The organism is Sagittula marina, from assembly GCF_014196795.1.
Lineage (GTDB): Bacteria > Pseudomonadota > Alphaproteobacteria > Rhodobacterales > Rhodobacteraceae > Sagittula > Sagittula marina.
The window spans coordinates 60038-84330 of sequence record NZ_JACIEJ010000014.1 but is presented as its reverse complement, the minus strand read 5'-3'; the positions used below and the strand labels follow the sequence as shown (position 1 = coordinate 84330).

General features: G+C 57.7%; 22 protein-coding genes and 1 tRNA gene. 12 read left to right on the top strand and 11 right to left on the bottom strand.

Annotated elements, in window-relative coordinates:
- Positions 1–5 precede the first annotated feature (5 nt).
- Positions 6–623 carry a uracil-DNA glycosylase family protein gene (locus GGQ68_RS21105; protein ID WP_183969480.1) on the top strand — a complete coding sequence of 206 codons (618 nt, stop codon included), beginning with the start codon at positions 6–8 and terminating at the stop codon, positions 621–623.
- Between the two features lie 263 nt (positions 624–886).
- Here the strand turns inward: GGQ68_RS21105 and GGQ68_RS21100 are convergent, their stop codons facing one another.
- Positions 887–4711, bottom strand: a complete 3825-nt coding sequence (locus GGQ68_RS21100; protein WP_183969478.1) for an SIR2 family protein — start codon at positions 4709–4711, stop codon at positions 887–889.
- Positions 4712–5210: 499 nt separating this feature from the next.
- Between GGQ68_RS21100 and GGQ68_RS21095 the strand changes: the two genes are divergently transcribed.
- The 4 genes from GGQ68_RS21095 (at position 5211) to GGQ68_RS21080 (ending at position 10558) form a co-directional block, all read left to right on the top strand.
- A complete protein-coding gene (locus tag GGQ68_RS21095) occupies positions 5211–7235 on the top strand; it encodes a TniQ family protein (RefSeq protein WP_343056028.1) in 2025 nt (674 codons plus the stop codon).
- Positions 7236–7615: 380 nt separating this feature from the next.
- Positions 7616–8479 (top strand): hypothetical protein, encoded by an 864-nt coding sequence (locus GGQ68_RS21090; RefSeq protein WP_183969474.1) that lies wholly within the window; start codon positions 7616–7618, stop codon positions 8477–8479.
- 274 nt (positions 8480–8753) lie between these two features.
- The gene (locus tag GGQ68_RS21085; RefSeq protein ID WP_183969472.1) at positions 8754–10193 is read left to right on the top strand and encodes a hypothetical protein; all 1440 of its coding nucleotides are present in this window, start codon (positions 8754–8756) and stop codon (positions 10191–10193) included.
- The gene (locus GGQ68_RS21080; RefSeq protein WP_183969470.1) at positions 10190–10558 is read left to right on the top strand and encodes a hypothetical protein; all 369 of its coding nucleotides are present in this window, start codon (positions 10190–10192) and stop codon (positions 10556–10558) included. Before GGQ68_RS21085 ends, GGQ68_RS21080 begins: the two co-directional genes overlap by 4 nt.
- A 20-nt stretch (positions 10559–10578) precedes the next feature.
- On the opposite strand, the gene GGQ68_RS21075 is transcribed toward GGQ68_RS21080, so the two are convergent.
- Complete coding sequence (locus GGQ68_RS21075) at positions 10579–10776, bottom strand: helix-turn-helix domain-containing protein (RefSeq protein ID WP_425502993.1); 198 nt, start codon at positions 10774–10776, stop codon at positions 10579–10581.
- A 102-nt stretch (positions 10777–10878) separates the two neighbouring features.
- On the opposite strand from GGQ68_RS21075, the gene GGQ68_RS21070 reads away from it, so the two are divergent.
- The 3 genes from GGQ68_RS21070 to GGQ68_RS21060 are packed head-to-tail and all read left to right on the top strand — an operon-like array spanning position 10879 to position 12691.
- Positions 10879–11814 carry a hypothetical protein gene (locus GGQ68_RS21070; protein WP_183969466.1) on the top strand — a complete coding sequence of 312 codons (936 nt, stop codon included), beginning with the start codon at positions 10879–10881 and terminating at the stop codon, positions 11812–11814.
- A complete protein-coding gene (locus GGQ68_RS21065) occupies positions 11811–12227 on the top strand; it encodes a hypothetical protein (protein WP_183969464.1) in 417 nt (138 codons plus the stop codon). The genes GGQ68_RS21070 and GGQ68_RS21065 overlap by 4 nt, the downstream gene beginning before the upstream one ends.
- A gap of 53 nt (positions 12228–12280) precedes the next feature.
- Positions 12281–12691, top strand: a complete 411-nt coding sequence (locus GGQ68_RS21060; RefSeq protein ID WP_183969463.1) for a DUF6634 family protein — start codon at positions 12281–12283, stop codon at positions 12689–12691.
- Between the two features lie 165 nt (positions 12692–12856).
- On the opposite strand, the gene GGQ68_RS21055 is transcribed toward GGQ68_RS21060, so the two are convergent.
- From GGQ68_RS21055 to GGQ68_RS21035, 5 genes are all read right to left on the bottom strand, one after another.
- Entirely contained in the window at positions 12857–13774 is a 918-nt protein-coding gene (locus GGQ68_RS21055) for a hypothetical protein (protein WP_183969461.1), read from the bottom strand.
- Positions 13771–15639: an ORC-CDC6 family AAA ATPase gene (locus GGQ68_RS21050; RefSeq protein WP_183969459.1), complete on the bottom strand. Its 1869-nt coding sequence runs from the start codon at positions 15637–15639 to the stop codon at positions 13771–13773. Before GGQ68_RS21050 ends, GGQ68_RS21055 begins: the two co-directional genes overlap by 4 nt.
- Positions 15639–16844: a metallophosphoesterase family protein gene (locus tag GGQ68_RS21045; protein WP_183969457.1), complete on the bottom strand. Its 1206-nt coding sequence runs from the start codon at positions 16842–16844 to the stop codon at positions 15639–15641. The genes GGQ68_RS21050 and GGQ68_RS21045 overlap by 1 nt, the downstream gene beginning before the upstream one ends.
- A 1-nt stretch (position 16845) precedes the next feature.
- Positions 16846–17709 (bottom strand): Dam family site-specific DNA-(adenine-N6)-methyltransferase, encoded by an 864-nt coding sequence (locus GGQ68_RS21040; RefSeq protein ID WP_183969455.1) that lies wholly within the window; start codon positions 17707–17709, stop codon positions 16846–16848.
- 159 nt (positions 17710–17868) lie between these two features.
- Positions 17869–18510: a helix-turn-helix domain-containing protein gene (locus GGQ68_RS21035; RefSeq protein ID WP_183969453.1), complete on the bottom strand. Its 642-nt coding sequence runs from the start codon at positions 18508–18510 to the stop codon at positions 17869–17871.
- Positions 18511–18632: 122 nt separating this feature from the next.
- On the opposite strand from GGQ68_RS21035, the gene GGQ68_RS21030 reads away from it, so the two are divergent.
- From GGQ68_RS21030 to GGQ68_RS21020, 3 genes are read left to right on the top strand one after another with little or no spacing between them, the layout of a single operon-like run.
- On the top strand, positions 18633–18842 hold the full coding sequence (locus tag GGQ68_RS21030) for a hypothetical protein (protein ID WP_183969451.1): 210 nt from the start codon (positions 18633–18635) through the stop codon (positions 18840–18842).
- Between the two features lie 10 nt (positions 18843–18852).
- Positions 18853–19026 carry a hypothetical protein gene (locus GGQ68_RS21025; protein ID WP_183969449.1) on the top strand — a complete coding sequence of 58 codons (174 nt, stop codon included), beginning with the start codon at positions 18853–18855 and terminating at the stop codon, positions 19024–19026.
- Complete coding sequence (locus GGQ68_RS21020) at positions 19011–20138, top strand: tyrosine-type recombinase/integrase (protein WP_183969447.1); 1128 nt, start codon at positions 19011–19013, stop codon at positions 20136–20138. The genes GGQ68_RS21025 and GGQ68_RS21020 overlap by 16 nt, the downstream gene beginning before the upstream one ends.
- 7 nt (positions 20139–20145) lie before the next feature.
- Here the strand turns inward: GGQ68_RS21020 and GGQ68_RS21015 are convergent.
- Positions 20146–20222 (bottom strand) — tRNA-Arg (locus GGQ68_RS21015).
- Positions 20223–20548: 326 nt separating this feature from the next.
- Here GGQ68_RS21015 and GGQ68_RS21010 point away from each other — a divergent pair.
- Complete coding sequence (locus tag GGQ68_RS21010; protein ID WP_183969445.1) at positions 20549–21574, top strand: substrate-binding domain-containing protein; 1026 nt, start codon at positions 20549–20551, stop codon at positions 21572–21574.
- Between the two features lie 56 nt (positions 21575–21630).
- Here GGQ68_RS21010 and GGQ68_RS21005 read toward each other — a convergent pair whose 3' ends face one another.
- Genes GGQ68_RS21005 through aroA form a run of 3 tightly spaced genes read right to left on the bottom strand, consistent with a single transcriptional unit; the run spans position 21631 to position 24150 of the window.
- Positions 21631–22242: a (d)CMP kinase gene (locus GGQ68_RS21005; protein WP_183969443.1), complete on the bottom strand. Its 612-nt coding sequence runs from the start codon at positions 22240–22242 to the stop codon at positions 21631–21633.
- A 55-nt stretch (positions 22243–22297) separates the two neighbouring features.
- Entirely contained in the window at positions 22298–22810 is a 513-nt protein-coding gene (locus tag GGQ68_RS21000) for a hypothetical protein (protein WP_183969441.1), read from the bottom strand.
- Positions 22807–24150, bottom strand: coding sequence for a 3-phosphoshikimate 1-carboxyvinyltransferase (gene aroA, locus GGQ68_RS20995; RefSeq protein ID WP_183969440.1), 1344 nt, complete (start codon positions 24148–24150; stop codon positions 22807–22809). The genes GGQ68_RS21000 and aroA overlap by 4 nt, the downstream gene beginning before the upstream one ends.
- Positions 24151–24293 lie beyond the last annotated feature (143 nt).

Below are 24293 nucleotides of genomic sequence, written 5' to 3'. Positions count from 1 at the left end.
TATCAATGAACTTCAAAGAACAGATCGAACACGCTTATCAGCGCAGTGGCAATGACCTAGGATGGCGGTTTCTTTACAGCCCATCCCAAACTCTCTCTGGGGCCCGAGTGGCGTTTATTGGCCTCAATCCGGGAGGTTCGGAGGAGGACCTGGCGTATGGTCAGTATGCGGTGGACCATGGAAGCGCTTACAATCGCGAAAGCTGGGCCGGTAAAGCTCCAGGCGATCACAAGCTGCAGAAGCAGGTCCTTGCCCTCTTCAAGCGCCTCGAGGTGGAGCCTGAAACAGTCTTGGCTGGAAACTTGGTTCCTTTCCGCTCCCCAACCTGGCGAAGCCTTAAGAGCCGGGCGCCGTCTATTCAGTTCGGAAAAGAGCTTTGGGCCGAAGTGCTAAGCATATCTCAACCATCAATCATCGTGACGATGGGCTCAGTTACCACCAAGATCCTATCCGAGATCCTTAAAATTGATCGATTGGAAAAGTGCCCAACCGGCTGGGGGCAAGTGTCGGCATATCGTGGTGAGCTTGAGGGAAGAAGACTTGTCGGCCTGCCACATCTGTCGAGATACGGCACAATGACCAGGCCTGAAAGCTCGGCCTACATGGACAGCTTACTCTCATGAATCCAGGCCAACACTTTGATACCAATCTCTCGGACGCCATCGGCCCAAAGGAGACAATCACCGGATCGGCTCGCGCTGCTGTGCAGCTTCCCCAGAACAGCCATTGGTCGAAGGCGCAGCATGTACACGCCGATCGGATGACGGGGTCGCGGTATAATCGTATCCACAGTTAGTGGGCAACTTCAGTGTTGGGGGATCAGAGATGCCCTTGCATGGCAGCTCACCCTAGTTCACTTCATTGTCCGCACCCATGTACAATGTGATCAACGCCTCTCAACGAGGTCGATAAGCCTGAAATACCGGCGATCCCGGGCCAAGCTTGGATCTGTTGCCTCTATGAGATCGAGAATTTCAGCAAGCTCGAAGGGTGCGGCGGATGGATCATTGGGAACTATCGCATCGAGCATGTCCAGTACCGCTGAGGGATGTTGGACAGTCAGTGGTTTTTCACCACCAACTTCTCTGGTGAATCTGTAAAGCCAGTGACTCTCGTTTTCGACTGGAACCAAAAACCTCAAAACACTGCTAAGCACCAAGGGAAACTCATCGCCGGTATCGTCGAGCATCTGCACCCACGACGACACCATCTCGGACGTTCGAAACCTTCGCTCTCGGGGCCAAGTGCTCTCGATGAATGGCACGACGTGGCTGGCCCAACCACCATCGTCTCGCTGGCCAATCCGACCCAAGCGGAAGATCACATCTTTTCGGGTTGTGTCGGACATTTCCCGAATGCAGTTGCGTGCTTCGTTGATCGAAACGCCGTCCGGTTCATCGGATCTGTAGACTGCCAGCTCGACGATCATTTGGGCAGCAATTTTCGCGAGATCACGATCCCAGTTCCAACCATAAATCCGAGGGAAAATATCCAATAGCAGCGGTTTCAACCGTTGCCCGATCTCGACTTGAGGGAAAGCCGCTGCCGAAAGAAAAGCATTCCACGCTGGTTCGGAGGCAGGATGGTCATACGCGAACCATGGCGTAATTCGCTCAAGGACCCAATCACGGTCGATGTGATACAGCCATCGCAACTGACGCGCCAAGATTGCCACAGCATGATCGCTACCTTCGCCCGGTGCGGCCAGCAAACGTTCAATACGCGTCTTGAAGGCTACGGGGATACTTGCGTTTTCACCGAGCTTCAGACCGTTCAGCGCATTGATCAGTCCATCAGTGGCGCGACCGATTGGCCCGTTGATTGCGTGGCCGTATGTCCGCCGTGAGCTATGGACAACCTCGCCACCGATACGCGTCTCAACCCGACCACTATTGATTGCTGAGCCACCGTCAGAAACCAGTCCGGAGGTAATGGCATCGAACACGCGCCAAGCCATCTCTTTATCTGCCACATAGATCGCTTCGAAGTTCTCTCTGACCCAATCGCCAAGAGGTTGGCTAAGTTCCCGCATAGCCGCATGCGGAAGGCGAGCAACGCGATGTAGAAACACCAAACTCAGGCGTGGCGAAACTTCGCTCGGCCATTTCTGTATCAGTGGTCGCCAATATTCTTTAGGGAAATTGCCCTGTCGTGATGCGTTTGACAGGGCCGCAAGGGCCTTCCGTGGATGGGTTTTGACAAGGCCATAAAACGGCCGGAAGTCGGTCGAGGCACGATAGTTTCTTGAGCCCATCGCACCTGCACGATCAAGCACCTCGTTGACCGGAGTGCTGACTAAAGTTCCGGGGTCGTCGTCAGTTTTGATACTCCTCACAGAAACCCCATGTGTGGACACCAACCCAGTCGCCCAGCCGTCTGACCAGCTTTCAATCTTGCCGATCATCTTGGCCAGCCGGGCAGATTGGTAATCGATAAGTTCACAGCCTTGTAGTTCTATCCAGCGCGTATATCGGGCGGCAAACTCATCACGAATTCCGGGGTAATCCTCTTCCGTCCAGTGGTCCATTTTTTCGGGACCGGCCAGCAGTCTATTGGCGATGGCAACCTGGTGTTCGCCTGACATGTGTTCCCATCGGTCGGCGATCAGGAATAGCAGTTCCCGTCTAACATCATCATCCCAGAAATCACCCCGCGAGAATTCCAGCACGATGGACATGGACGTATCGGCATCGAAAAGCCGACCATCGTTCAGAGCAAAGAGCTTCAGCTTCCTGAAGAAGAACGAATCTTGATGATCCCACGCCAGCACGCGTGCTTTCATCAAAACAGGATGCTGTTCGGACATCCTTTCCATCAGGGTAGAAAACCAACGGAAATAGGCAGCTTCATCATCGTCGCGGTCATCGCCAACCACTTCGCGCTCTGGATAGCAGGTCGGTGTGGTGAAGTAGCTGATCCCAATGTCGCGATGGAGATCGGCGGCGAGTCTGAGATGCCGTTCTCCAATCGCAAACACCTCAGGCAGAACTTTATCCGGTACATCGAATTCTTCACCATGCCGCAACGGAAACTTAATCTCCCACCTTACAACTTCTCCTGATGTCACGTCGTCCCAAGAGTCTTCCGGCGGCTTGGCCTCACTCAAGCCGTAGGGGAGTTTGCTCGCCAAAATCGGTGCCACGGCCTTGTCCACTTCCCGAAGCACGCCGCTGGTCCAGCCCTCCTTCTTGATCTTGGCCGTTAGGCCAAACCATCCATGGTCCCAAGCGGCCCCACGTTTGTCAGCCAGGGACTCAAGGATCAGGTTCCAGGTGTTTCGCGCCTCGGGATGAAGTTCGTCGTTACCTCTCAGCCGACGCTCGATTTCTTTCACGTGCCGTGGATGCAGTCGGTGTTGCCGAACAGCCCACCACGCAAAGACGGGATCATTCAAGTGCTTTGCGGACCAGTCTAAGAGATGAGACAAGCGTGATGGGATCGCTTCCCATCCTTCCGGCTGTCTTCCAGCCAAGCTATGGCCCCCAGAAGGATTGGAATCACCACGTCGCCATGCCAATAGATGATCATGAACGCGGGCACTCCTACGACCCGACTCCGGAGGTCTATCAGGATCGTCATCAAGGCCATATACATCCAAGGGGTCAAACGTGGCGGCGCCTTCGCCGTAGTCTTTGGATTTCTTGGCTGCTCGGCAGGTCGCGTCAAAGACGTTTAGCCATTCGGCAGGAGGAGGGTTTTCAGACTTGGCAAACAACCTTGCACCCGGAGTACTTCGCACCAAATGCGCGACCTGCCCGCGTTCGTGAGGGGATAGTGCCCTTGGTCCCTTCCTCGCCATATCGACCACATCATTGCGCCAACCCCGTGGGTCATCCGCACGGTCGGCCCAAGCTTCCAGCGTGTCCCAAAGATGACTGTGATCGGCGTAGGGGATTGGAGTAACACCACGGTCTCGCCACTTGACCTCAATGTCTTCCAGTTGGCCTCGGTCAAAGGCATATAGGTTGGTAGCGTCACGCAGGCCGTCATGGTTCAACCCTTGCAGTAGGTATTTCACCGGTGGGTCTTCGGCTTGATAGCCAACCAATACGACCGTGTATTGGTCCAGTAGGGCCCTCACAAATTTGGTCGCCCATCCCTCGGCAAGATATGCACGACCAAAGTCCGCACTGCTAAGTATGTAGTCGTGGTGTGGATACTCCGGGGATTGGATGCGTCCATGCAGATAAGTAACCCCATAGATCGGCATGCCAAGCTCGATATCGGGGAACGCAGGGGGCTCAAAGATTCTGGCCTCGGAAACACCAGCGCATTGATCAAAAAGTCGGTCGAAGTTGGTTGTAACAATCTGTGGGCGGCCCTCAGGGTCTGACGAAATGCGGGCAATGAGACTGTGCTCACGGCTGGCTTTAGTCAGGTCTTCGGCTGTCAACCGCTCGGCAACCAGAGTGCTTACATCTTGCTTGCCGTATTCTTGGTTCAGCAGGTGAAATACCTGATCAAGCGGAGCCAGGGGGCCATCCTCATCCCGCGGCCTGTAGTCATCTCGAATTCGAGGGCCGAATGCCGTAACGATAGATGAGCCCGCTGGTGGATCGAAGGATTTGATTACATGCCGGGTCAGCCCAACAAAATCTGGCATGCCAGATGGGAAAGAAACTCCGGCACCGCAAAGAAACACTACACGGCCTTGGTCGCAGCGATGTAAAAGCGCATCCGGGATGTTAGGGCCATTCGCATGAAACCGCATTTATTCAGACCTTCATCTCAGCATGCGCACCCTTAGGATCGGTTTGAGTGATCAGAAAAAGGAAGCCAAAAAGCATCAAAAATACACCTCTGCGTGCGCACTAAAGGTCAATTGTCCAAAAAATTCAATGTCCGCTCTTCGTTGGCGTTGGAATTAGCTTTGCAAACACAGCGAAAGCCCGCTTACCGCCCGCATTGTGTTGAAGAACTCCATCGGCAGCTGCTGGACTGCAGAAACGCAGAATATTGTTCCCCAAATCAGTATGGGAGGTCAGCTTTCAAAGCGAAATCGCCAGCTATCGGAACGATTTCCCGCAAGATCAGATGCAGAGCGGCTCCATGCGAGTTTTTCAACACAATTGGCCCATTCCGGTAGAACCTCTCGCAATCGCGAGACAGATCGAGCCGCTACAGTGAATGGAGGGAAAGTCCAGACATTCAACCTAGGATATTGCTGCGCCAACCCATGAGCGGCCGCTGCGGGTCCGCTGCACCGCCGCATGAACCCGCAATCGATCGGTAGGAAAGGCTCTGAATGGTCATTGCCGGGTGACATAACCCACCGAGCCCTTTTTGGTGATCATCTCTCGACCAGCCTCGACTGTTCTCGCATGGTGTCTAAGACAAGACCAATATGGAATCCGATGCCTTTCTCCCTGCCTCTCCGTCCACTCCCGGCCCCGCGCGAAACGGTCCCGTCCTTCCTTTCGCGTTTCGCTGCGGTGAATGCAGCCAAGATGAGCGACTTTTCCATTGATCTCGGCCATCAGATTCGTCGCTTTCTGGACGTAGAGACTGCTGCCCTTGATTGCCTGGCCGAAGCAGCAGGGCTGGAATCTGCGATACGTGATGAACTTGCGTCTTGGACCGGCGTGCCTGCCGGCGACGTCAGAATGGCTTTCAGAGGTGAAGCCTTTGTGTCGCGCGCCCTGCGCAACCCGGTCATGCGGGGTTGCCCGTTGTGCCTGCAAGAGGATGCCCAGGCAACGCCTGGCCATCCGGAGCGGTTTATGGCGATGCGGGGCGACTGGCTGTTGCGGTCGGTCAATCTCTGCTGCCACCACCACCACCCTCTCGTGCCGCTTTGGGAGGTCGCCAAGCCTGCCGAGAGGTTCGACAGCGCGGCCCGGCTGCGCGATCTTGCCCCCAGGATCATGGCCGGGGCGTTTAATCGACCCTGCTCTGCACCGACAGATTACGATCTCTGGCTGGATATGCGCCTCGAGACCGGCGAGGATCCGACCTGGCTGGCCGGGCACGGTGTATATGCAGTAACAACGATCTGCGCGCTCTTCGGGATGGCCCTGCTGCAACATCGCTCCCACGAAGCAAGCATTGGAGACAGGCGGGAGGCAGAGGCTCAAGCAGCCGGTTTCGCTGTGCTCTCCCAAGGAGAGGCGGCCTTCCGCCAGGCCCTGCGGGATCTCGCCCGAAGCAGCGGCGGCACGCAGATCGCGCCGCGGCAGACGTTCGGAAAGCTGTATGTCGCGCTCGACGACTATCTGACAGATGCAGCCTTCGATCCGTTCCGCACGATGCTGCGGGATTGCATTCTCGAAACCTGGCCGGTTGCCGCCGGTGAGCGCGTCCTGGGCGAGGTGCTGCCGGCGCGGCGCCTGCATAACCCCAGAACGGCGGCGAATGAGATCGGCGTCTCGACAAAACTGGTCGAGCAAATCCTGACCGATGCCGGGGCATTGCCCGCCGCGGACCCTCGCCCATCTGCGCTGCGCACCTTTGATGCCGCCGAACATGCGTGGCTTCTGGCCGAGATCCCAACGCTGGTTGGACGGGGAGACATGCTGGCAGCCATGGGCGCCACCGAGGCACAACTTCGCACCCTACGGGAAGAGAAAATCATTCGACCACTGACCGAGCATCCTCGAGTCAAGGCGCCCTGGCGGCTCGCCGATGGGCTGGCGCTGGTCGCGGAACTGCAGGCCCTGACGCAACCCGATCCGGCCGATGGCTCTGGCTGGGAGGCGCTCCAGTTCGCGAAACAGCGCACCGGCTTGCCGGTCGGCGCAATGCTGAATGCCATCAGGGAAAGGCGCATGAGGGTTGCGCGCGATCCCGGGCAATCGGGCTATCGATCGTTCATGGTTCTGAAGGCCGAGGTCGACAGCCTGGCTGGAGCGCGCCCCCATGTCCGCCGTCGCGACAAAACGACGGCGGCCGGGCAACCAGCCTCGGTCTTTGCCAACAGCATCGGCATGAGGCGCAGGGGCTGGTATCCGGCGCTGCATCAGGCCGGTCATGCACCAGCATTCTGGAACCGGCACCCTGTGACGCGGCGCGCCGTACTTTATGTCTCTAAGGACGATAGGACTAAATTCCACCGCCGTTTCCTGACCCCTGCGACCATGCAGGATGAATTCGGCCTCCACCGCCAGACCTGCACCGCCAAGCTACGCGCCGCCGGCGTCAGCCCGTTCTCGCCTGATGGAGTGGACTTCGGTCCCCTTTATCTACGCCAAGAGGCCGAACCGGTGCTGCAAAGGGCGGAAGGGCTTGGCCAGAGCTAATCCCGTACGTCCCATTTGACCGCAGTATTCCGGCAAAGGCAGCCAGATGGACAGCAAAAAGGGTTGATTGCTCAAAACCCGTCTTTTGTCGAAAAGACGGCCTTTGGATGTCGAACAACAACAACATCAGGTGTTTTTGGTGACCCCGGCAGGAGTCTGCGCGTTGTTGAAAATCAAGGGGTTGCGCTGGCGAACCCCCATAACAGCCCCTTTGATTTCGTTGACGAAATTCAAGGCCTGACGAACCGTCCAGCGGTCTCCGGAGCCCCAAACAAAATTGCCGGGGGAGCTGGCACTCCACCCGACAACAAAGAAAGTCTCTCGACACCAACAGCCTACGCCCCCTCCGCCACTGGCGCAAGCCTCACGGAGGACCGGCCATGAGCTACGTCGTAGAGGCCCATTGTCATGAGCGCCGTTTCGGCAGTGCCGTCCGCAAGCAGATCATCATGTTCCTGGCCAACAAGGCCAGCGACGACGGCTCGGGCATCTGGTGCTCCAAGGGGTTCGTCCAGCGCCACACGGAGCTTAGCGAGACCAGCGTCAAGCGGACCATCTCGGAGTTTCTCCGCGAGGGCATCCTGGTCCAGACCGGACAGCACCGGCCCTGCAAGAACGGCTTCACCGTCGTCTACCGGATCGACATGGATGTCGTGGCGCAATTGGAGCTGATTGGGGCCCCGGCAAGGCCCCCCGCGCAGACGGGGTCCTCAGAGGACGGGGTGCGTCCTGACCCCGGTACCGGGTCCCCTGAGGACGGGGTACGGGGTCCTCAGGGGACCCCAAACAATCCTAAAACAACCCCTAAACCTCCTACGCGCGCGCAGGAGCCGGGGGAGGAGGATCTGGGCAAGATCTGGGAAGCCTATCCCGAGGACCGGCGCCGGGACCGGCCGACCTCGCTCAGGCTGGCCCGGGATGCGCTGTCCGAGGTGACGGCGGCCGAACTGCTGACGGCGGTGAAGGCCTACGCCAAGCACTCGGCCGGGCACACCCGATCGAAGGTCAGCTTCTCGGACAACTGGTTCAGGCTGGGGAAATGGCGGCCCTTCGTCGCGGCGGCCAGGGCCGAGGCGCACAGGCCGCAAGAGATCGCCGAGAGACAGCTCAGCGACGCCGCCGATGCCATCCGCGACCGGAAGGATTGGATGTACCGGCACCTGCCGGAGGACAGGGTTTTCCAGGCGGTGCGGCGCGGGCTGATCACGCGGGAAGAGGCCCAGGTTGCGGGGTTCCTGCGATGACCAGACCCGGCATGATCCCGGTCCTCGGCTGGCCAACGGCCCCCGCGCCAGGGCGGTCCGCGCTCCCGGGACACCCCCCGAAAGCCTGCCGACGCGCCACCCCCATGGCTGGCGGAGGAAGGCTTTTGCAGCCGCCATGGGCGGCTTCGATCCGGGACGGATCGGCGGCACAGCCGCCTGGCTGGGTGCAGGGGCGCAGCGCCTTGCCCGACGTGTTGCTTGCCAACACAATAGTCGGTCCATATTGCGTTTCTCGGGGAACGGAGGTCACAGCATGAGCGGCCCCCAGTTCTTCCACCTCCAGAGCTTTTCGCGCAAGGCCAACCCCGCCGGCCAATCGGTCGAGCAGGTGCTGGCCGAAGCGGCCCGTGTCCCCCGGTTTTCCACCCACGTTCCTGCCCCTCGTCCGCCACGCGTCGTCGCGGGTCTGCACCCGGCGCGGATCAAGGAGCGCCATGACGCCATGGTGGCGGCCGGGCGGATTTCCGTGACGCTGGCCGATGGCTCGACCAGGGAGCGCGGCATCCGCAAAGACCGCCACACGCTGCTGACCTGCGTGGCCTCGCATCCGCTCCTGTCCAGCCAGGTCGAGGCGGACGCGGAAGCCCGGCGGAAATACGAGACCTGGGTCGAGTACAACCTCGCCCATTTCCGGCGGATGTTCGGCGACAAGCTGATGGGCGTGGTCGAGCACCTCGACGAAGAGCACCCGCATCTGCACGCCTTCGTCCTGCCGGCAGATGATCCCACCTGCTCGGCCCGCGATCTGAACCCAGCCTGGGCCGCGAAGACCGAAGTCGAAGCCGCCGCCCGCGAGGCCGGCCACGACGCAAAGGCCGCGGTGAATCTCGGGAACAAGGCCTACAAGGCCCGGGCGCGGGAGCTTCAGGACGAGTACCACCGCGAGGTCGGCATCGCCGCCGCCCTGACCCGGCTGGGTCCGAAGCGGGAAAGGCTGTCCCGGGCGGAGTGGCGCGCGCGCAAGGCGGCTGCGGAGCAGGATGCGCTGCTGCTGCGGGAGATGGAGAATCGCGTCTCGGCGCTGGCGATCCACGAGGAGGAGCTCTCTGCCACCGAAGAGGAGATCACGGCCCGGCTGGCGGAGCAGCTGGAGCACGCCGCCCTCCTGGATGCAGAGACTGCGGCGAAGCGACAGAGAGCTTCAACCGAGAGCGACGCGCTGCTCGAGGCGGCCCGCCGCGATCGGGAGGCGGCGGTGGCCAGGCTGGCCACTGCGGAGGCGGAGGCAACAAGGCTGGAAAACCGTGCCCAGAAGAAGGCCGAGGAAGATACCGCGGTGGCCGACGCCTACCTCCTCGACGCCAAGCGAAAGGCCCGGCAGGTGCGGCTCGACGCCGAGCGCAAGATGGAAGAGGTCCGGTCCCAGGCCGATTCCTACCGCCGGGACGGGGTGCGGGAGGCCTTCGAGCTGGCCCGCAAGTTGATGATCGGCGTGCTGACCGGTGAAGTCGTACCGGCGCCAACGGGGGAAGGCTGGACCATCCACGATGAACGCCTGAAGCGTCGGGTCGGAGAGCTGGATGTCGCGAGCTCTCTGGATCGCATCCTTCAAATCGTCTCCCGCTGTTGGGAGCTGATCAAGCGCTACCTGAAACCGGCTGCGGCGGAGGCTGCGTTGAACGACCTGGTGGAGGATCAGCCCCCAGCTGGGCGCGATCCGCAACACCAGTCAGAGAAGGGGATCGAACCATGACCCGAGAGCTGGACGCCCGGATCGAGGAGTTTCGTGCCCGACGAAGCGACTCGATCCGGAAGACGGAGGCAGAGCTGGCGGAGATGCAGGCTGAGCTCGAGCGGCAGATGACGGCCTTCCGCAAGGAGGTGGCGGCTGAGGCAAATCGGATCGGGGGCGTCATGCAGGTCACCGGCCGAAGGGTTGTTGCGGCGGAAAAGCGGCAAGCGAAGCTTGAGGATAACTTTGCCGCCCTGGAAGTAGAAAGTAGGGCACTCTTGCGTAGACACAGACTACTTGGCTTCGGAATACTAATCGGAAGCGCAATGTTAAGTTGCGTAATCGTCTTTGGCGTGGCATGGGGCACGGTTATTGAAATCTGGTAGTTATTACTGAAGCGCATTGATCACGCTCGGTTTGTGGTATCGGCTGCTTCAATGCCGACGGAGCGCAGCACGGGCTCAAGCAAGTCGCCGTAATGGACCCCTAGGGCGATGGTCCACTCGGCGAACTCAACGACGTCCAGGCGCCGCTCACCACCTTCCACTTTCGCGACAAACGACTGGGGTCGCTTCATGCGTTCTGCGAGTTGCTGCTGGGTCATTCCAGCCGCCTTGCGGGCATCCGTTAGCGCGTCAAGCAGCGCCAGATGCCCCGGTGTTCTGAGACTACGCGCCAATCGCCGCTCTCCGAAAGGGTCATACCCTTGCCGCGTAATCCTGTTTTGGTATTATCCCATTATGGGATACTTGGAGATATTGAGATGAATTCAGTTCTGTTCGGCTCTTGTCGCGTGTCGTCGATGGCGCTTTCCGCCATCGTGTTAATTGGTGCCGAAAGCGGGACGGCTACCGCCGACAACTTACAGGAGGTCGGCGGGATCGTGGCGCGGCCTTACCCTTACAAGCTTCTAGGCCTGCAGCCGGGTGATCCGGTCGATGATCTGACTGCACTTTTCAATGAGCGGTCGGAGGCAGCGCCGACGCAGACAGAACGCCGCCTGCGCATTCAGTCGCCACAGGGAAAGGCCTTTGACCTACGCTATGAAGCGACCCGTGAGATCGGCGACATCGGCATGCAGGGGCGTCTTGCTAACGCGCCGCAAGACCACATAACGGCGTTTCTGGCCACTGAAGCCTTCGGAAAACGTCCACTGGCACTGTTCCGGGTGCTGAAGGTACCGACTGAGAAGGCCCCTGAGCCTGCTGCGCTGAGAGCTCAGATGGAAGACCTTTACGGGCTACCGTCCATGGTGGAGATGCAGGGGCAGTCGATGACCCTCATCTACGCTTGGGGAACCGATGGCTTCATCACGGACCTCGGCGGCCAGCCGGTGCAGACATTCATTGAGGACCTTGGCGGAAATCGTACCAGCGAGCGCCAATTTCGCACCTGCGCAGCTGGTGGACCGTTCAACGCCGCCGTTGAGTACGCCTTCAAGTCTCCGCGCGTCGCCGAAGATGCGATCATGCCGGACTGCGTCGCGACCTATGAGATCACGTATCAGGGCGGCCCGGAGATCAGCACCATCAAGTTCGCGCTGAAGGACTACGAGTTGGCGCGCTTGCACCAAGCAGAGACCGATGGCCAGATCATGGAAGCACTCTCATCCCCCACCTCGCAATCGGATATGGACCTATGACTCGCATGGCAGACTGGGCAGAGCCCATCCAAGTGGAACACATGTACCGCGAGCTATTCGGCAGCACTCTGATGCTCGTGGACCAAGCCCGATGGGAAGATGGCTCCCCCGGAACGGCTGCAGAGACTATGCAGAAATTTTGGCAGGCCATGCCCCCCATCCACCAGCACTGTGAGGTCTTCACCGAGGTCGAGGTGGATGAAGTGGCGATGCAAATCACATTCACCGATGAAGCACGAGGAAAGGTCTTCCGGTTGTCGGCGCGTCCCGATGGCCTTTGGGACCTCTTCGTACGTAAGCCAGGGCTGCAATCAGATGAGCTTGGGTTAGTTCAGGACGTCGTCTTGCTCAAGCTGCTCGCCTACGACTGCGGACCAGCGGGGGACGTCCCCCTCGGAGAAATTTTCGAGTGACGCTTTGTGCTATCGATAACGTCGATGGCGCACAGAACAGAGGATTTGAGCTTATGCGCTATATCAATGGAGAAGACTTACTGGCTGCTCTCGACGAGGCAGAAGCCGGCCCTCAACCAGATGATCTTCCGGACGCCCCGGTGATCGATAACTGGTTCCTGATCTGGCGCGACGGAGATGTCGTACGGGCCGACGGAGACGTTCACGGGCACCCCACGATTGACGACCCTTGGGTCACGACCTCGCCAGTGCTTGGTTACAGCTATGACTTCGATAGGGAAGAAGGCTGGCTGCGTTCAATCTCGCGCTGGTATCGGCTCGGACGTCTAAGGGAAGTGCCAGTTGGAGCCGAGGACCCAGAACGAGCCCGGCGTGCAACAATTACTATGGCGAATATTAAACTTCAGCAACAGCGTGATAGTTGGAGGGACCAATACCTGTGCAGCCGCAACTTCCAGAAGTGATATACCCACATCCATCTCGATACAGCAGAAGATGCCTGAAGCACCTATCGCGTCGGCTTGCCAATTTTCTCTAGCATAGCTTCAGAAACCATGTGCCTGATCCACCTTGATATTTCGCAAGACATATCCATTGCGCGTATCTCCACTAATAGATGCATATCCGCTCTAGAGCTCAATAGTCAGGCAGCACACTGACCCTTGCGCAACTGAGTCATGTAACTCTCCCAGCCCGCCCGATGAAGCTCGCCAAACACAGATATTAGGGCTCCTTTGAATAGCAGCAACTATCGCCACGGTGGCGAATATTTTTGGCCCAAATGGAATAATGATCGGCCGGAAATCTGCCTCCAACCCAGTAATCAACGAGAGAAGTTTAATTAGGGTGTCGTTTGGACTATTGACCGAATACGGCAAAACGAATCTGCTACCAATCTCGGCAACCAATCTACCATTTGCCTTCTCAACCGCCGCAACAAATCGGGCATCCGGCCCATGCGGGAAGAAGAGTCGAGCTTCTGGAATCTCCAAATAGTCAAGGCAACCGAGGGCCCGCCCAGGTTCGAAACCTAGTCCAACCACAGCGCAAGGCGGCTTTGACAAATCATCTGACCACCCAGCTAGGTCACCAACGATTGGCTCCGAAATGTGACTTGGAATTTCCGAGTTTGGGGGGTCATAAAATTCGGCAACCGCATAAACACACGTCAACGACGTTCTCTTCGAGAACTTCTTCTTTACCAAAGTGAGAACTTGAGAAATTATCTTTCTCGAAGCCGATGATACATCAAAAATGACATCAATAGTCGTCCTATCCGGATCGGCTGCGAGAGTATCGGAAATGTGCCTCTCGACTTCCGCTATCCAAAGTTCCGAGGCGACATCCAGAAAAGTTACATCGCTCCGTGCCGACAGCAACGCTTCATTGCTGTCGAACGATAGAATTCCCGACGATGGAAATCTTAGGAACAAATAGCTGGACGCTCCACCAACCATCTCCGAATAGACGAAAGTGGATCGCGATTCGTAACCGCAAACACCTATGAATAGATCGCAGGCCTTTGCCGACCGTTCCTCCCAGTTCATTCGTCCACCTCAAATGGCAGCGTAAACTGCCCTACCATCTCCGGCCTTCTCCTTTTTGCGGCATTCCGCGTATGGATTATCTTGGACAAAGGGACGGTGCGTCCAGAAATAAGAGGAAGTTTGTACGACGGTGCAAGCGTATAAGAGAGGCGCAGCCTTGCCCCGTTCAGAGCGTTCTTTTCAGATATCAACTTTGGATCGGCTCCACGTTCTGGGGGCATGAGTATGAAAACGCCAGAATTAACGGCCCGACCAACCAAGTTTATCAGCGCACCATCGACATTATCGACTATCACCGTAGTGGGAGGTTCTGGAGAAAAATCAGATACGAGTTGCTCTCTCTGAAGATATGTACCAACGACGTCTACGAGCTGCATAATCGACTGTATGTCCTTGTATCCTGTCGTAGGAATTGCAGAAAGACTTGCCTTGTAGCGGTGCATGGTCGCATCAAGTGAGCGCGCCTGTGAGGTCGCCCCTACGGTACCGCCATTCGATGCAATCTGTTCGAGAAGCGGCTTCATCAAATTTATGAAGATCCTTGGATTGCCCTCAGTAAACGAGAAGAGTGAGTATGCGCCAGTGTAGAGTGTCGAAGCTTTTCGACTGCGAAAACTGCCATCGTCCGCTAGAAATTCCTCTCGCGTAAGAATAAATGGCATTCCTTTTCTAAACTGCGCCTGGCTGTCCTCGGGTGCTCCGTCTAGCTGCCTAAGGACGATCTTCTTCCTCTTAAGCCAACGAGTGAAGCTCTGATCCTTTCTGGCGAGACTTTGCGCCTTCAAAAAATTCTTTCCGTGAGGCACGGAGTATGCATTCAAGGAGCTCTGCCGCGAACTTCTCCCACCGTCGAACCACCCCTCCCCAAGTAAGCTTACAGGATCACCCTCGTGCTCAGGCAAGACTCGCTCGACCATTCCACGAAACAACTCTTCACAGAATGGGTAGGCGGCTTCTTTATGCGGATAGCTTAGGTTTAAAGGTTGAAAATCGTTGTTGCTACCAGGAGCATCACCCTTGATAACTTCCTCCAAATCAGACGTATAGGGGAACAGCGAAAACTTAAACAAAACGTCATGCGAAGTACTTCGCAATAGAGAAAACAGGTCATTCCTTATCAAGTCTGGCGCTATCTCCAGCTCATCACAAAGAATCGCCCACTTTCGGCTCCCCAGATTAAGTGCTTCATTGATAGTCTCAATACCAAGAAGTACCGGCTGCATCGGGTGAAGTCTTGCGAAGTCAGGAATATCCGAAGAGGGGTCCTCAATGATTTTGTCTATGGATATCTGAAGTTGAGTTAGCTGACGCCGAAGTGAATGTCGGAGCCCGAGTATAGACGTTGCTCCGCCATCAATGTTCCAGATCGACGCCAGGGCATTGGCTAGGCTTCGTTGACTCTGCTGCGTTGGTTGGATTGCAAGATGCTGAAGGTCAGGGCACTGGAGGACAATATCATCGCTTGCTTCTTCTAGCGCCTTCAGGACAGCAAGACTCAGGTGAATACGAAAAGAAGTCCGTCGGATTTGATCGCTTCTATGTACGTCGGTAATTCGATTGCATATTGCTTCAAGTTGGGAGCCCCATAGAACGTCTGTCCCGAGGAAGATGGAGTGAAATCCCAAGCTTCTTCTGACACTAGTTGCGGATTGATGCCTCCAAGACGCCAACGACCTCAATTGGAGCATCTTTAGAAGAGTCGTCTTTCCGCTACCTCTTGGGCCAAAGAGAACACTGTGCCCAACCGAAAGAAGTTCATTGTACTGCTTCGGCGGAATGAAAGTTGCCGCCACCTCTTCAGAAGTCAGGAAGCGCGCATTAAATGAATCGAACGATCGGTTTCTCTGAGGAACTTGATCCGTCATTATGGGATATCCACCTGCGCGAAGGTTTCGTGCTCTTTCAGACATCTAATGCCGTGGTTGTCCTCTAGAAACCTGAGAACGCGATCGAAATCGGTCGGTATAAGTTGCTCAAGCTTGGGAAACCGGCTCACCAGTTGCCCCCATGGAAGAGACATTCCTGAATGCTCGCGCCTCAGGTAGTCATTAATCTCGCTAGAGAACTCTGCCGTGTCTAACCTAGCTCCAAAGCCAGCTGAGTTGCCCAAACCGACGCCTTGCTTCCCGCGCGCCCAACCTAACCCATAGCTCCATTGCCACACCTCAATTTTACCCCTGACAGTTGCGGAGGCAAGAGGACCATTCATGGGAATGCTGATTAGGTAGAACTCCGGCTTCAAAGCATTGCGGTTCTCTGGGTATGGTTTGGCTGCGAAACTACCTGCTGAGAAGATGGTTGGAGCACTACTATCACCGGGAGCATAATATAATCTTGGTACATGCTTGTGGCCATGAATTATCATCCAAGGGCCGACATGCGCCTCCTGAATAGCATTAATCATTCGATCGCCGTTGTCCATGTCGGAATAGTCAACATTCCTGACGAGATCGTTCTTTATTGGATGATGGTGGCAGAACAGAATGTTTACTGGTTTGGTTTGCGCGCCACTTAGAGATCTAGATACCGCGTCCACCGTGGCATCACTCACGCGGCCGTGATAGTATTCTGGGACATCGCCTTGTTTATGGTACCCGTGAAATGCGGATGAATTCAGCAATAGGATCCGGACATCGCCCACCTCCACAAATGTGAAATTCTTCGCCCAGTACTCCAGCCATTGAGTTTTGCGCATTGTCGGAAAGGGAGGCTCGAGCGCCATAACTTGCCCTTTCGCGTCAAAGCTGTTGTAGCTAAATCGACTATCGACATCATGATTTCCCGCAGCACCAAAGACTTCTGAGGCCTTAAGCTCTTGAGCAATTTCGTTAACGTTTTTCCAGGCGTGCTGCTGAGCGTCCGGCTTCGCTTTGTCTCCGAGGTCCCCGCCACAGAACAGGTAGTCGCAAGAAATTCCCTCTTCCTGGATCAGATTTTTGATTCCTGCGAATGGGTTCTGGCGAGGGTTGGATTGATCGTCCTGCATTGCAATAAATGACGGGCAGTCGTCGCCCGAAGGCCCGCTAAAGACGTGAGGATCAGAAATGACAGCAATTTTCAATTCGTTCATTTTAGCTCGTGTAGTTTGATGCCATAAACTCTGAGTGCTTGCGTCTGGTAGATGCAAAGCCGCCGACGTTTCGTGTCACCTCGAGCCTTCCAACCTCCCAACGCCTAAGGGCATCAACAAGCTCAGAGTCGCCAGCGTAACTTAGAACAAAGTACGCACCAATCCTGTCAATGTCGTAGATTAGGGCGACGAGCCTCTCCCAGTCGGAAGTGGAGAAGCTATTGGCATGATACTCTCTAAATACACGCACCTCGTCTCGTGCATAGGGCGGATCAAGGTAAACCAGTGCCCCCGGGGCCAATTCCCTTCTCACGACTTCTTCAAAATCGCCATCACACACGGAAATCGTCTTCATCCTTTCCGAAACTGCGATAAGATCCGCAAGGCTCGGAGGTGCACCCGATTTCTCTCCACCCCAAGGCACATTGTAAAGGCCGGACTTATTGACTCGATAAATTCCGTTAAACCCGTACCTGTTTAGATAAAGGAAGAGAGCTGACTTATCTTCCCCGGACGGGTTTTTATTAAACCTACTCCGTACCTGATAGTAATTACTCTCAGAAACTTCCAGAGCTGAGAAACGGACGTGAAGATCTTCCGGATCTTCTTTTAGCGCCCTGTAGAAGTGAATAAGATCTGTATTGAGGTCCGAGATCGTGGACCTGGAGGCGTTTAGTTGAAGGGTGAAGCATGCCGACCCAGCAAAGGGCTCTATCACCTTTTCCGGCTTGCCGGAAATTAGTCGAAGTAGCTTTGAAATTTGTCTTTTCTTGCTACCTGCCCACCGGAGTGGTGGTCGCAATTGTTTGCTGCTGGAGGGCACCGCCGCCACACCTGACTTGAGCACATCACTGTCTTTAGGCACAGGACCTACTTCCCTGTCTTCCGGTCCCGCCGCCTTCGCGTGTCGACTGAACGATTTTTCAACTTTACTATCACTGATGGAGTGCGTGCGCGCAAGATCTTGGTTAAAGAGCGGAATGTCTGAATCCCCGACAAAGGCGAATTTCACAACAAGAGAGTTTCAGTTTTCCTCGGACGGCCGGCGACCCTCAAGACCCGCTGCTATGCGAGCCTCCCAAGTAGCTTGGTCCTCCTTGTATTGCTTGAGCTGATCGTCGCTGTAAGCTTGTGGATCTGGCGGCGCGGGGATGTTTTCCGAATGGTACTTATATACCATCTCGCTCGCGACCACCTCGTCAACAAGACGCTTATCGATCGTGCACCCGTGCTCCTGCGCATAGCAGATCGTTTCACTGATGATTTTCTCTTGCCTCGATAGGGGTATACCTTTGTAATCGGTCATCAGAACGCGAAGCATCCAGATCGTCGTGGACACGACCCGCTCGTACCCTTCGCTTGACGGGCGGCCGGTCAGGATCTCGTTCAGATCAACCCCGGTGTACATGTTGAGGCGGACGAGCGCCTCGGTCGGGATCGATCGCTTCCCGCTTTCATAGGCGTAGTAGCTCCGCGGCGTGACATCCATCATCTCCGCCATCTCGGTCTTGGTGAAGCCGCGCTTCCTCCTGAAGCGTTCGAGGTTGGCGTGGGGCTCCGCCGCGAGCGCGGCCGCCAGGGCCTCTTCCTGGCTTTTGGCTTCCTCCTCTTCCTCGAAAGCACGGGCATACTCGTCCGGGTCGACCGGGGTGAATTTGAACGCCATTGTCGCGGCCTCGCAGGATAGGAACAATCGTTCCGGCAATTATGCCCGAAAAAAGAAAGCCTGTGAAGCCGTGCACTTGGCTGGTAGCATCAGCCCGACAGCGTATGAAACCGGAGGCGCCGATGTCGGAACTCTTGATGGAAGGGAAAACCCCGGAGAACTGGGCGAAGCAGTTGCTCGAGCACGGTGTGCGGGTGTCGCCGCGCCTCATCCGCACGAAGGCGCGTGAGACCGGCAACTACTACCAGCTCGGCAACCTGATGCTCCTGTCTCCGGAGCAGATCGAGGCACTGCTGATGGCGGGCCGGCCCCAGGCTGACCAGATAGTCTGAGGAGGCGAAGATGGCGGCAGAGAAGGCACGCATCACGCAATCCGAGCTGACCCGATACCTGAAGGCGTATCGGGATGCCGGGATCCCCATCGGGCGTTCAGAGATCAGCCGTGATGGCACCGTCGTCATCTACACGGCCACGCCGAAGACGCAGGAGGAGGAGAACCCATGGGATCAGGCCTGAAGCGCAGCCGCCAGTACCCCGGCGCGACTTCGTATTTCGACCGCCACGGCAAGCGCCGCTGGCGCTTCCGCAAGGGCGGCTTCTCGGCCGAGCTTGGACCGGACTACGGCTCCGAGGATTTCATCCGGCGATACGAAGCTGCGCTGGAGGGACACCGGACGCGTGGCGGCGTTGGCGCGGGCCGCGCGAAACCTGGCAGTGTCGGGCTGCTCGTCTCGAAATGGTACCGGTCGCAGGACTTCCTGGCGCTCGAAGCATCGACGCAGCGCGTTTACCGCGGTGTGGTCGAGAGCTTTCGCCAGCAGCACGGCGACAAGCCCGTTCACCTGATGCAGCTCCGTCATGTGCAGGACCTTCTGGCTGCCAAGGCGGACACGCCTGCAGCGGCCAACAGCCTGCGCAAGAGGCTTATCCAGCTTCTGGACTACGCGATCACGCTGGAATGGCGGACCGGCAACCCGGCCCGCGCCACGAAGCCCTACAAGGTCGCCACGGAGGGCTTCCACACCTGGACCGAGGCGGAGATCGCGAAATTCATCCAGACACATCCTGAGGGCACCGAGGCGCACAGGGTGATGACGCTGATGGTCTACACAGGGGCGGCCCGCGTGGATGCTGTGCAGCTTGGACCTTGGAACATCAAGGAGGGGCGGTTTCAGTACCGTCGCCAGAAGACGAAGAAAAGCAACGGGCGTCTGATCTCGATTCCCGTGCATCCGGACCTGGCAGCGGTTCTGGCCAAACTGCCGTCCGACCGCCCCTACATCTCCACGCGGCGCGGTACGGCCCGTACAGCGGCCGGCCTAGGCAATCTCATGCAGCGCTGGACCCGGGAGGCGGATTTGCCCGCCTGCTCCTCTCACGGCCTGCGGAAGGCCTGTGCGCGGCGACTCGCAGAGGCGGGAGCGACCACGAACCAGATCGCGTCGGTGACCGGTCACAAGACGCTGGCGCTTGTGCAGCACTACACGGCTGCGGCAGAACGCGAAGGATTGGCTGATTCAGCTTTCGAGAAGCTGCTCGCACGTCCGAATGGAGAACAAAATCTGGCGAACCTTCCCGATTGGTTCGCCAATTCCGACACCAAGCCCCTAAAAGGAAAGGAAAAATGATGTTCAGTGGCGACCCCGGCAGGATTCGAACCTGCAACCTGCCCCTTAGGAGGGGGCTGCTCTATCCAGTTGAGCCACGGGGCCAGTTATCACTGTTCGCATGAACGCTTCATGTTCACCCGTAGTCGGAGAGTGCTCAGAAAATCAAGGCCGGATTTGGCGTTGACATCCTTGATAGAAGCAGGCCGCACTATTCAGCTGAGCGGAGGAGCATCTACAACGACCGACGGACCCAAGTTTACCGCGCCTGTCATCGGATTCGCCATTCGAAAATTCAAATTAACGAAACGCTTATCACAAAGCCTATCTTGGCATGAACGCAGTGAATTGTCGCTGGCACGCGTGTGACTTGCACTAATCGCGCGGCCCGGCGTATCGTGATTTCAAATAAACAAAAGGACGCCTCCAACGTGACATCAGACGATCACCGCCCGCTCACCCTGCGCGACGTATCCGAGGCTTCGGGCGTTTCAGAGATGACCGTCAGCCGTGTGCTGCGCAACCGTGGAGATGTCAGCCAAGCCACACGCGAGAAGGTCTTGGAGGCCGCAAAGGCGCTTGGTTACGTGCCAAACAAGATCGCCGGAGCACTTGCGTCTCAACGGGTTAACCTGGTGGCCGTGATCATCCCCTCGCTGCGCAACATGGTATTCCCCGAAGTCATGTCTGGCATCTCGCGCGTTTTGGAAGAGACGGAGTTGCAGCCAGTGGTCGGCGTAACGGACTATCTGCCGGAGAAGGAAGAACGTGTCCTTTACGAGATGCTATCGTGGCGGCCGTCTGGCGTGATCGTTGCCGGGTTGGAGCATACGGATGCCTCGCGCGCCATGCTCAAGGCCAGCGGTATTCCAGTGGTGGAAATCATGGACACCGACGGTACGCCCATCGACAGTGCTGTCGGCATATCGCACCGTCGCGCTGGACGCGAAATGGCGCGGGCGATCCTCAAACAAGGCTATCAGAGAATCGGCTTCATGGGCACGAAGATGCCACTGGACCACCGCGCGAGAAAGCGGTTCGAAGGCTTCACCGAAGCGCTTGCAAAGGATGGCGTCGAGATTGCCGAACACGAATTCTATTCCGGCGGATCTGCCTTGGCAAAAGGTCGAGAGATAACGAAGGCGATGCTGGAACGCGATCCTGAGCTGGATTTTCTATATTATTCAAACGACATGATCGCCGCAGGTGGCCTTTTGCACTGTCTTGATGCCGGGATCGATGTGCCAGGCCAGGTAGGGCTCGCGGGCTTTAACGGCGTTGAACTGTTGGACGGCCTGCCCAAACAATTGGCCACCATGGATGCTTGCCGCACCGAGATCGGCACCAAAGCGGCTGAGATCATTGCGGCACGGGTCGAAAATCCGAACGCCGAATTGGAAAAGGTGGTGGAATTGACGCCCAAGTTGACGCTTGGCGATACGCTGCGGCGGCGCTGAACGCCGCTGCTGGGGCCCTGCCCCGGACCTGGAGGTATTTTCGAAGCAAAGACGCGTCAGGCGCCGCGCAATTTTTCGATGACGGCCACCGCTTTCGCGACCGCATCGTTAATGCTCATTTCGGTCGTGTCGAGCATAAGCGCATCCTCCGCGGGCTTTAACGGCGCATCGGCGCGATTCATGTCCCGTTCGTCGCGGGCCCGCAAATCGTCCAGCACCTCAGCCTCGGTCACATCGAACCCGCTGGCGCGCAGCTCTGCGCAGCGGCGGTGGGCCCGAATTTCCGGCGCTGCAATCACAAAAAGCTTTGCCTCGGCGTCGGGACAAATCACGGTGCCAATATCGCGCCCGTCCAGAACGGCACCGCCATCGCGACGTGCGAAGGCACGTTGAAAATCCACCAACGCCGCGCGCACCTCAGGAATTGCCGCAGCCTTTGACGCGGCTTGCGCAACGTCGGCATGCCGCAAAGACGGATCATCCAGACGGTCAGGTGTCAACATCTCGGCCGCTTTCAGTGCTGCGACGCCATCGAGCATCTGCCGCCCGACAGCACGGTACAGCAGTCCCGTGTCCAGATGGAGAAAGCCGAAGTGCGCCGCTACAGCGCGGGCGATGGTGCCCTTGCCGCTCGCTGCTGGTCCGTCAATAGCAACTGCAAAGCTCATGTCGTCCTCCGTCTCGGGTGTGCTGATTAGCAATGCCTGTGCGAAAGGGGAAGTCTCAGCGTCGCCATTGGCGAAAATCCCTCACGAGCAATGCACCCGTCACCAACGTGTACAGCACGATTTTGATTTGAGTGATCACAGAAATTGACACACCGCCGAGAAGCTGCGGGTAAGCCGCCATGTCGGACGGCAAGCTGCGGCCCATGGCCCAATCCAGCGCCTCTTGCAGGAGCACGTTCTCGGCCAGATCGAAGGCCAGGACCGCCCCCGCAACGGCTAACCCAAGCGTGCGCTGCGCGGGGAACCCACGCACAACCCAAAACCCCCACAACCCCATGAACACCAGATCAAGTCGCAAAATGTTCCGGTAAAGGCCGCCTCGTCCGGCTTCACTCAGTACCCTGCCAAATTGGGTCAGCGCAGCTTCGTCGTAGCCCCACGACACCTGCGGGAGGAAATGCACGTCTGTCAGCGTCGCGATCTTGCAATGCAACAGGACAGACATCGCCGCAAACACTGCCAAAGCGACCAATCCGGCGCAGAGGCGGGGTTTGCGGCGCAGGATCATGTTCTTTCGATGCGTGCACCGAGATCGCCCATCAGCCCTTCGAAAATCGGGAAGGACGTGGCGATGGGCTGGCCGTCATCCACCGACATTGGCTTATTCGAACTCATGCCAAGGATCAGAAATGCCATGGCGATGCGATGGTCAAGAAAAGTCTGTGCAGTGTAGCCACCCGGAACATTCCCATGGCCAAGGCCGTGCACCGTCCACCAATCTTCGCCCTCGTCCACCTGCAGGCCTGCGCCGCGCAGGCCGCGCGCCATGGCATCAATGCGGTCGGATTCCTTGACGCGCAGCTCTTTCACGCCTGGCATGTGGGTTTTGCCTTCGGCGAAGGCCGCGACCACCGACAGGATCGGATATTCGTCGATCATGCTGGCCGCGCGTTCTGCGGGGACTTCGATCCCCTTGAGATCAGGAGAAAACTTTGCCCGCAGGTCAGCGACAGGTTCGCCCCCCTCCTCGCGCATATTTTCAAAGGTCAGGTCGGCGCCCATGTCCTGCAGTGTAAAGAACAGCCCGGCACGTGTCGGATTCAGGCCGATGTTTGGAACCAGAACGTCTGACCCTTCGACAATCAGCGCCGCGCAGACCGGGAAAGCTGCCGAAGACGGGTCACGAGGCACAATGATCGTTTGCGGCGTGAACTCAGGGCGGCCCTGCAACGTGATGACCCGGCCTTCGGGGCTGTCCTCGCTGGTGATCGTCGCGCCAAAGCCCGCCAGCATACGCTCGGAATGGTCGCGGGTGGCTTCGCGTTCGATCACCACGGTTTCACCCGGTGCGTTCAGCCCGGCCAGAAGCACAGCGGATTTCACCTGCGCTGACGGCACCGGGGTCGTATATGTAACAGGCAACGGATCACGCGCCCCCACGATGGTCATGGGCAGACGCCCGCCGGAGCGGCCATGCGCCACAGCCCCGAACAACGCCAGCGGATCGGTGACGCGTGCCATGGGACGCTTGTTCAGCGAAGCGTCGCCGGTAAACGTTGCCGTGATCGGAGACGTCGCCATCGCACCCATTATCAACCGCACACCGGTACCGGAGTTGCCGCAGTCGATCACGTTCTCCGGCTCAAGGAAGCCGCCGACACCCACGCCATGCACATGCCACGTGTCGCCCGTTTTTTCGATCTGCGCGCCAAAGGCCTGCATCGCCTTGGCGGTGTCGAGCACATCTTGACCTTCGAGAAGGCCAGTCACCTTGGTTTCGCCGATCGTCATCGCGCCAAGGATCAGCGACCGGTGCGAAATCGACTTGTCGCCGGGCACATGTGCCTCGCCGTTCAGCGGACCAGCGCGGTGAGAGGTCATCGGAATCGGGTCACCATGGGCGGACATGCGGGCCTCCTGTCAAAGCATTTCTGCCTGATAGCGCGCGCATGGGCTGGCGTCCATGCCTCCTAAGGCCGTCCAGAATTCCTGAGTTACGTCAGATATGAAGCTGCGCTGCACGCGAAGGCATCATCATCCAACCGGGCAAA

Bases quoted from the DNA above. Each gene is read 5' to 3' on its own strand.
- GGQ68_RS21105 (WP_183969480.1), top strand. From the start codon at position 6: ATGAACTTCAAAGAACAGATCGAACACGCTTATCAGCGCAGTGGCAAT.
- GGQ68_RS21100 (WP_183969478.1), bottom strand. From the start codon at position 4,711: ATGCGGTTTCATGCGAATGGCCCTAACATCCCGGATGCGCTTTTACAT.
- GGQ68_RS21095 (WP_343056028.1), top strand. From the start codon at position 5,211: ATGAACCCGCAATCGATCGGTAGGAAAGGCTCTGAATGGTCATTGCCG.
- GGQ68_RS21090 (WP_183969474.1), top strand. From the start codon at position 7,616: ATGAGCTACGTCGTAGAGGCCCATTGTCATGAGCGCCGTTTCGGCAGT.
- GGQ68_RS21085 (WP_183969472.1), top strand. From the start codon at position 8,754: ATGAGCGGCCCCCAGTTCTTCCACCTCCAGAGCTTTTCGCGCAAGGCC.
- GGQ68_RS21080 (WP_183969470.1), top strand. From the start codon at position 10,190: ATGACCCGAGAGCTGGACGCCCGGATCGAGGAGTTTCGTGCCCGACGA.
- GGQ68_RS21075 (WP_425502993.1), bottom strand. From the start codon at position 10,776: ATGACCCAGCAGCAACTCGCAGAACGCATGAAGCGACCCCAGTCGTTT.
- GGQ68_RS21065 (WP_183969464.1), top strand. From the start codon at position 11,811: ATGACTCGCATGGCAGACTGGGCAGAGCCCATCCAAGTGGAACACATG.
- GGQ68_RS21060 (WP_183969463.1), top strand. From the start codon at position 12,281: ATGCGCTATATCAATGGAGAAGACTTACTGGCTGCTCTCGACGAGGCA.
- GGQ68_RS21055 (WP_183969461.1), bottom strand. From the start codon at position 13,774: ATGAACTGGGAGGAACGGTCGGCAAAGGCCTGCGATCTATTCATAGGT.
- GGQ68_RS21050 (WP_183969459.1), bottom strand. From the start codon at position 15,639: ATGACGGATCAAGTTCCTCAGAGAAACCGATCGTTCGATTCATTTAAT.
- GGQ68_RS21045 (WP_183969457.1), bottom strand. From the start codon at position 16,844: ATGAACGAATTGAAAATTGCTGTCATTTCTGATCCTCACGTCTTTAGC.
- GGQ68_RS21035 (WP_183969453.1), bottom strand. From the start codon at position 18,510: ATGGCGTTCAAATTCACCCCGGTCGACCCGGACGAGTATGCCCGTGCT.
- GGQ68_RS21030 (WP_183969451.1), top strand. From the start codon at position 18,633: ATGTCGGAACTCTTGATGGAAGGGAAAACCCCGGAGAACTGGGCGAAG.
- GGQ68_RS21025 (WP_183969449.1), top strand. From the start codon at position 18,853: ATGGCGGCAGAGAAGGCACGCATCACGCAATCCGAGCTGACCCGATAC.
- GGQ68_RS21020 (WP_183969447.1), top strand. From the start codon at position 19,011: ATGGGATCAGGCCTGAAGCGCAGCCGCCAGTACCCCGGCGCGACTTCG.
- GGQ68_RS21005 (WP_183969443.1), bottom strand. From the start codon at position 22,242: ATGAGCTTTGCAGTTGCTATTGACGGACCAGCAGCGAGCGGCAAGGGC.
- GGQ68_RS21000 (WP_183969441.1), bottom strand. From the start codon at position 22,810: ATGATCCTGCGCCGCAAACCCCGCCTCTGCGCCGGATTGGTCGCTTTG.
- aroA (WP_183969440.1), bottom strand. From the start codon at position 24,150: ATGTCCGCCCATGGTGACCCGATTCCGATGACCTCTCACCGCGCTGGT.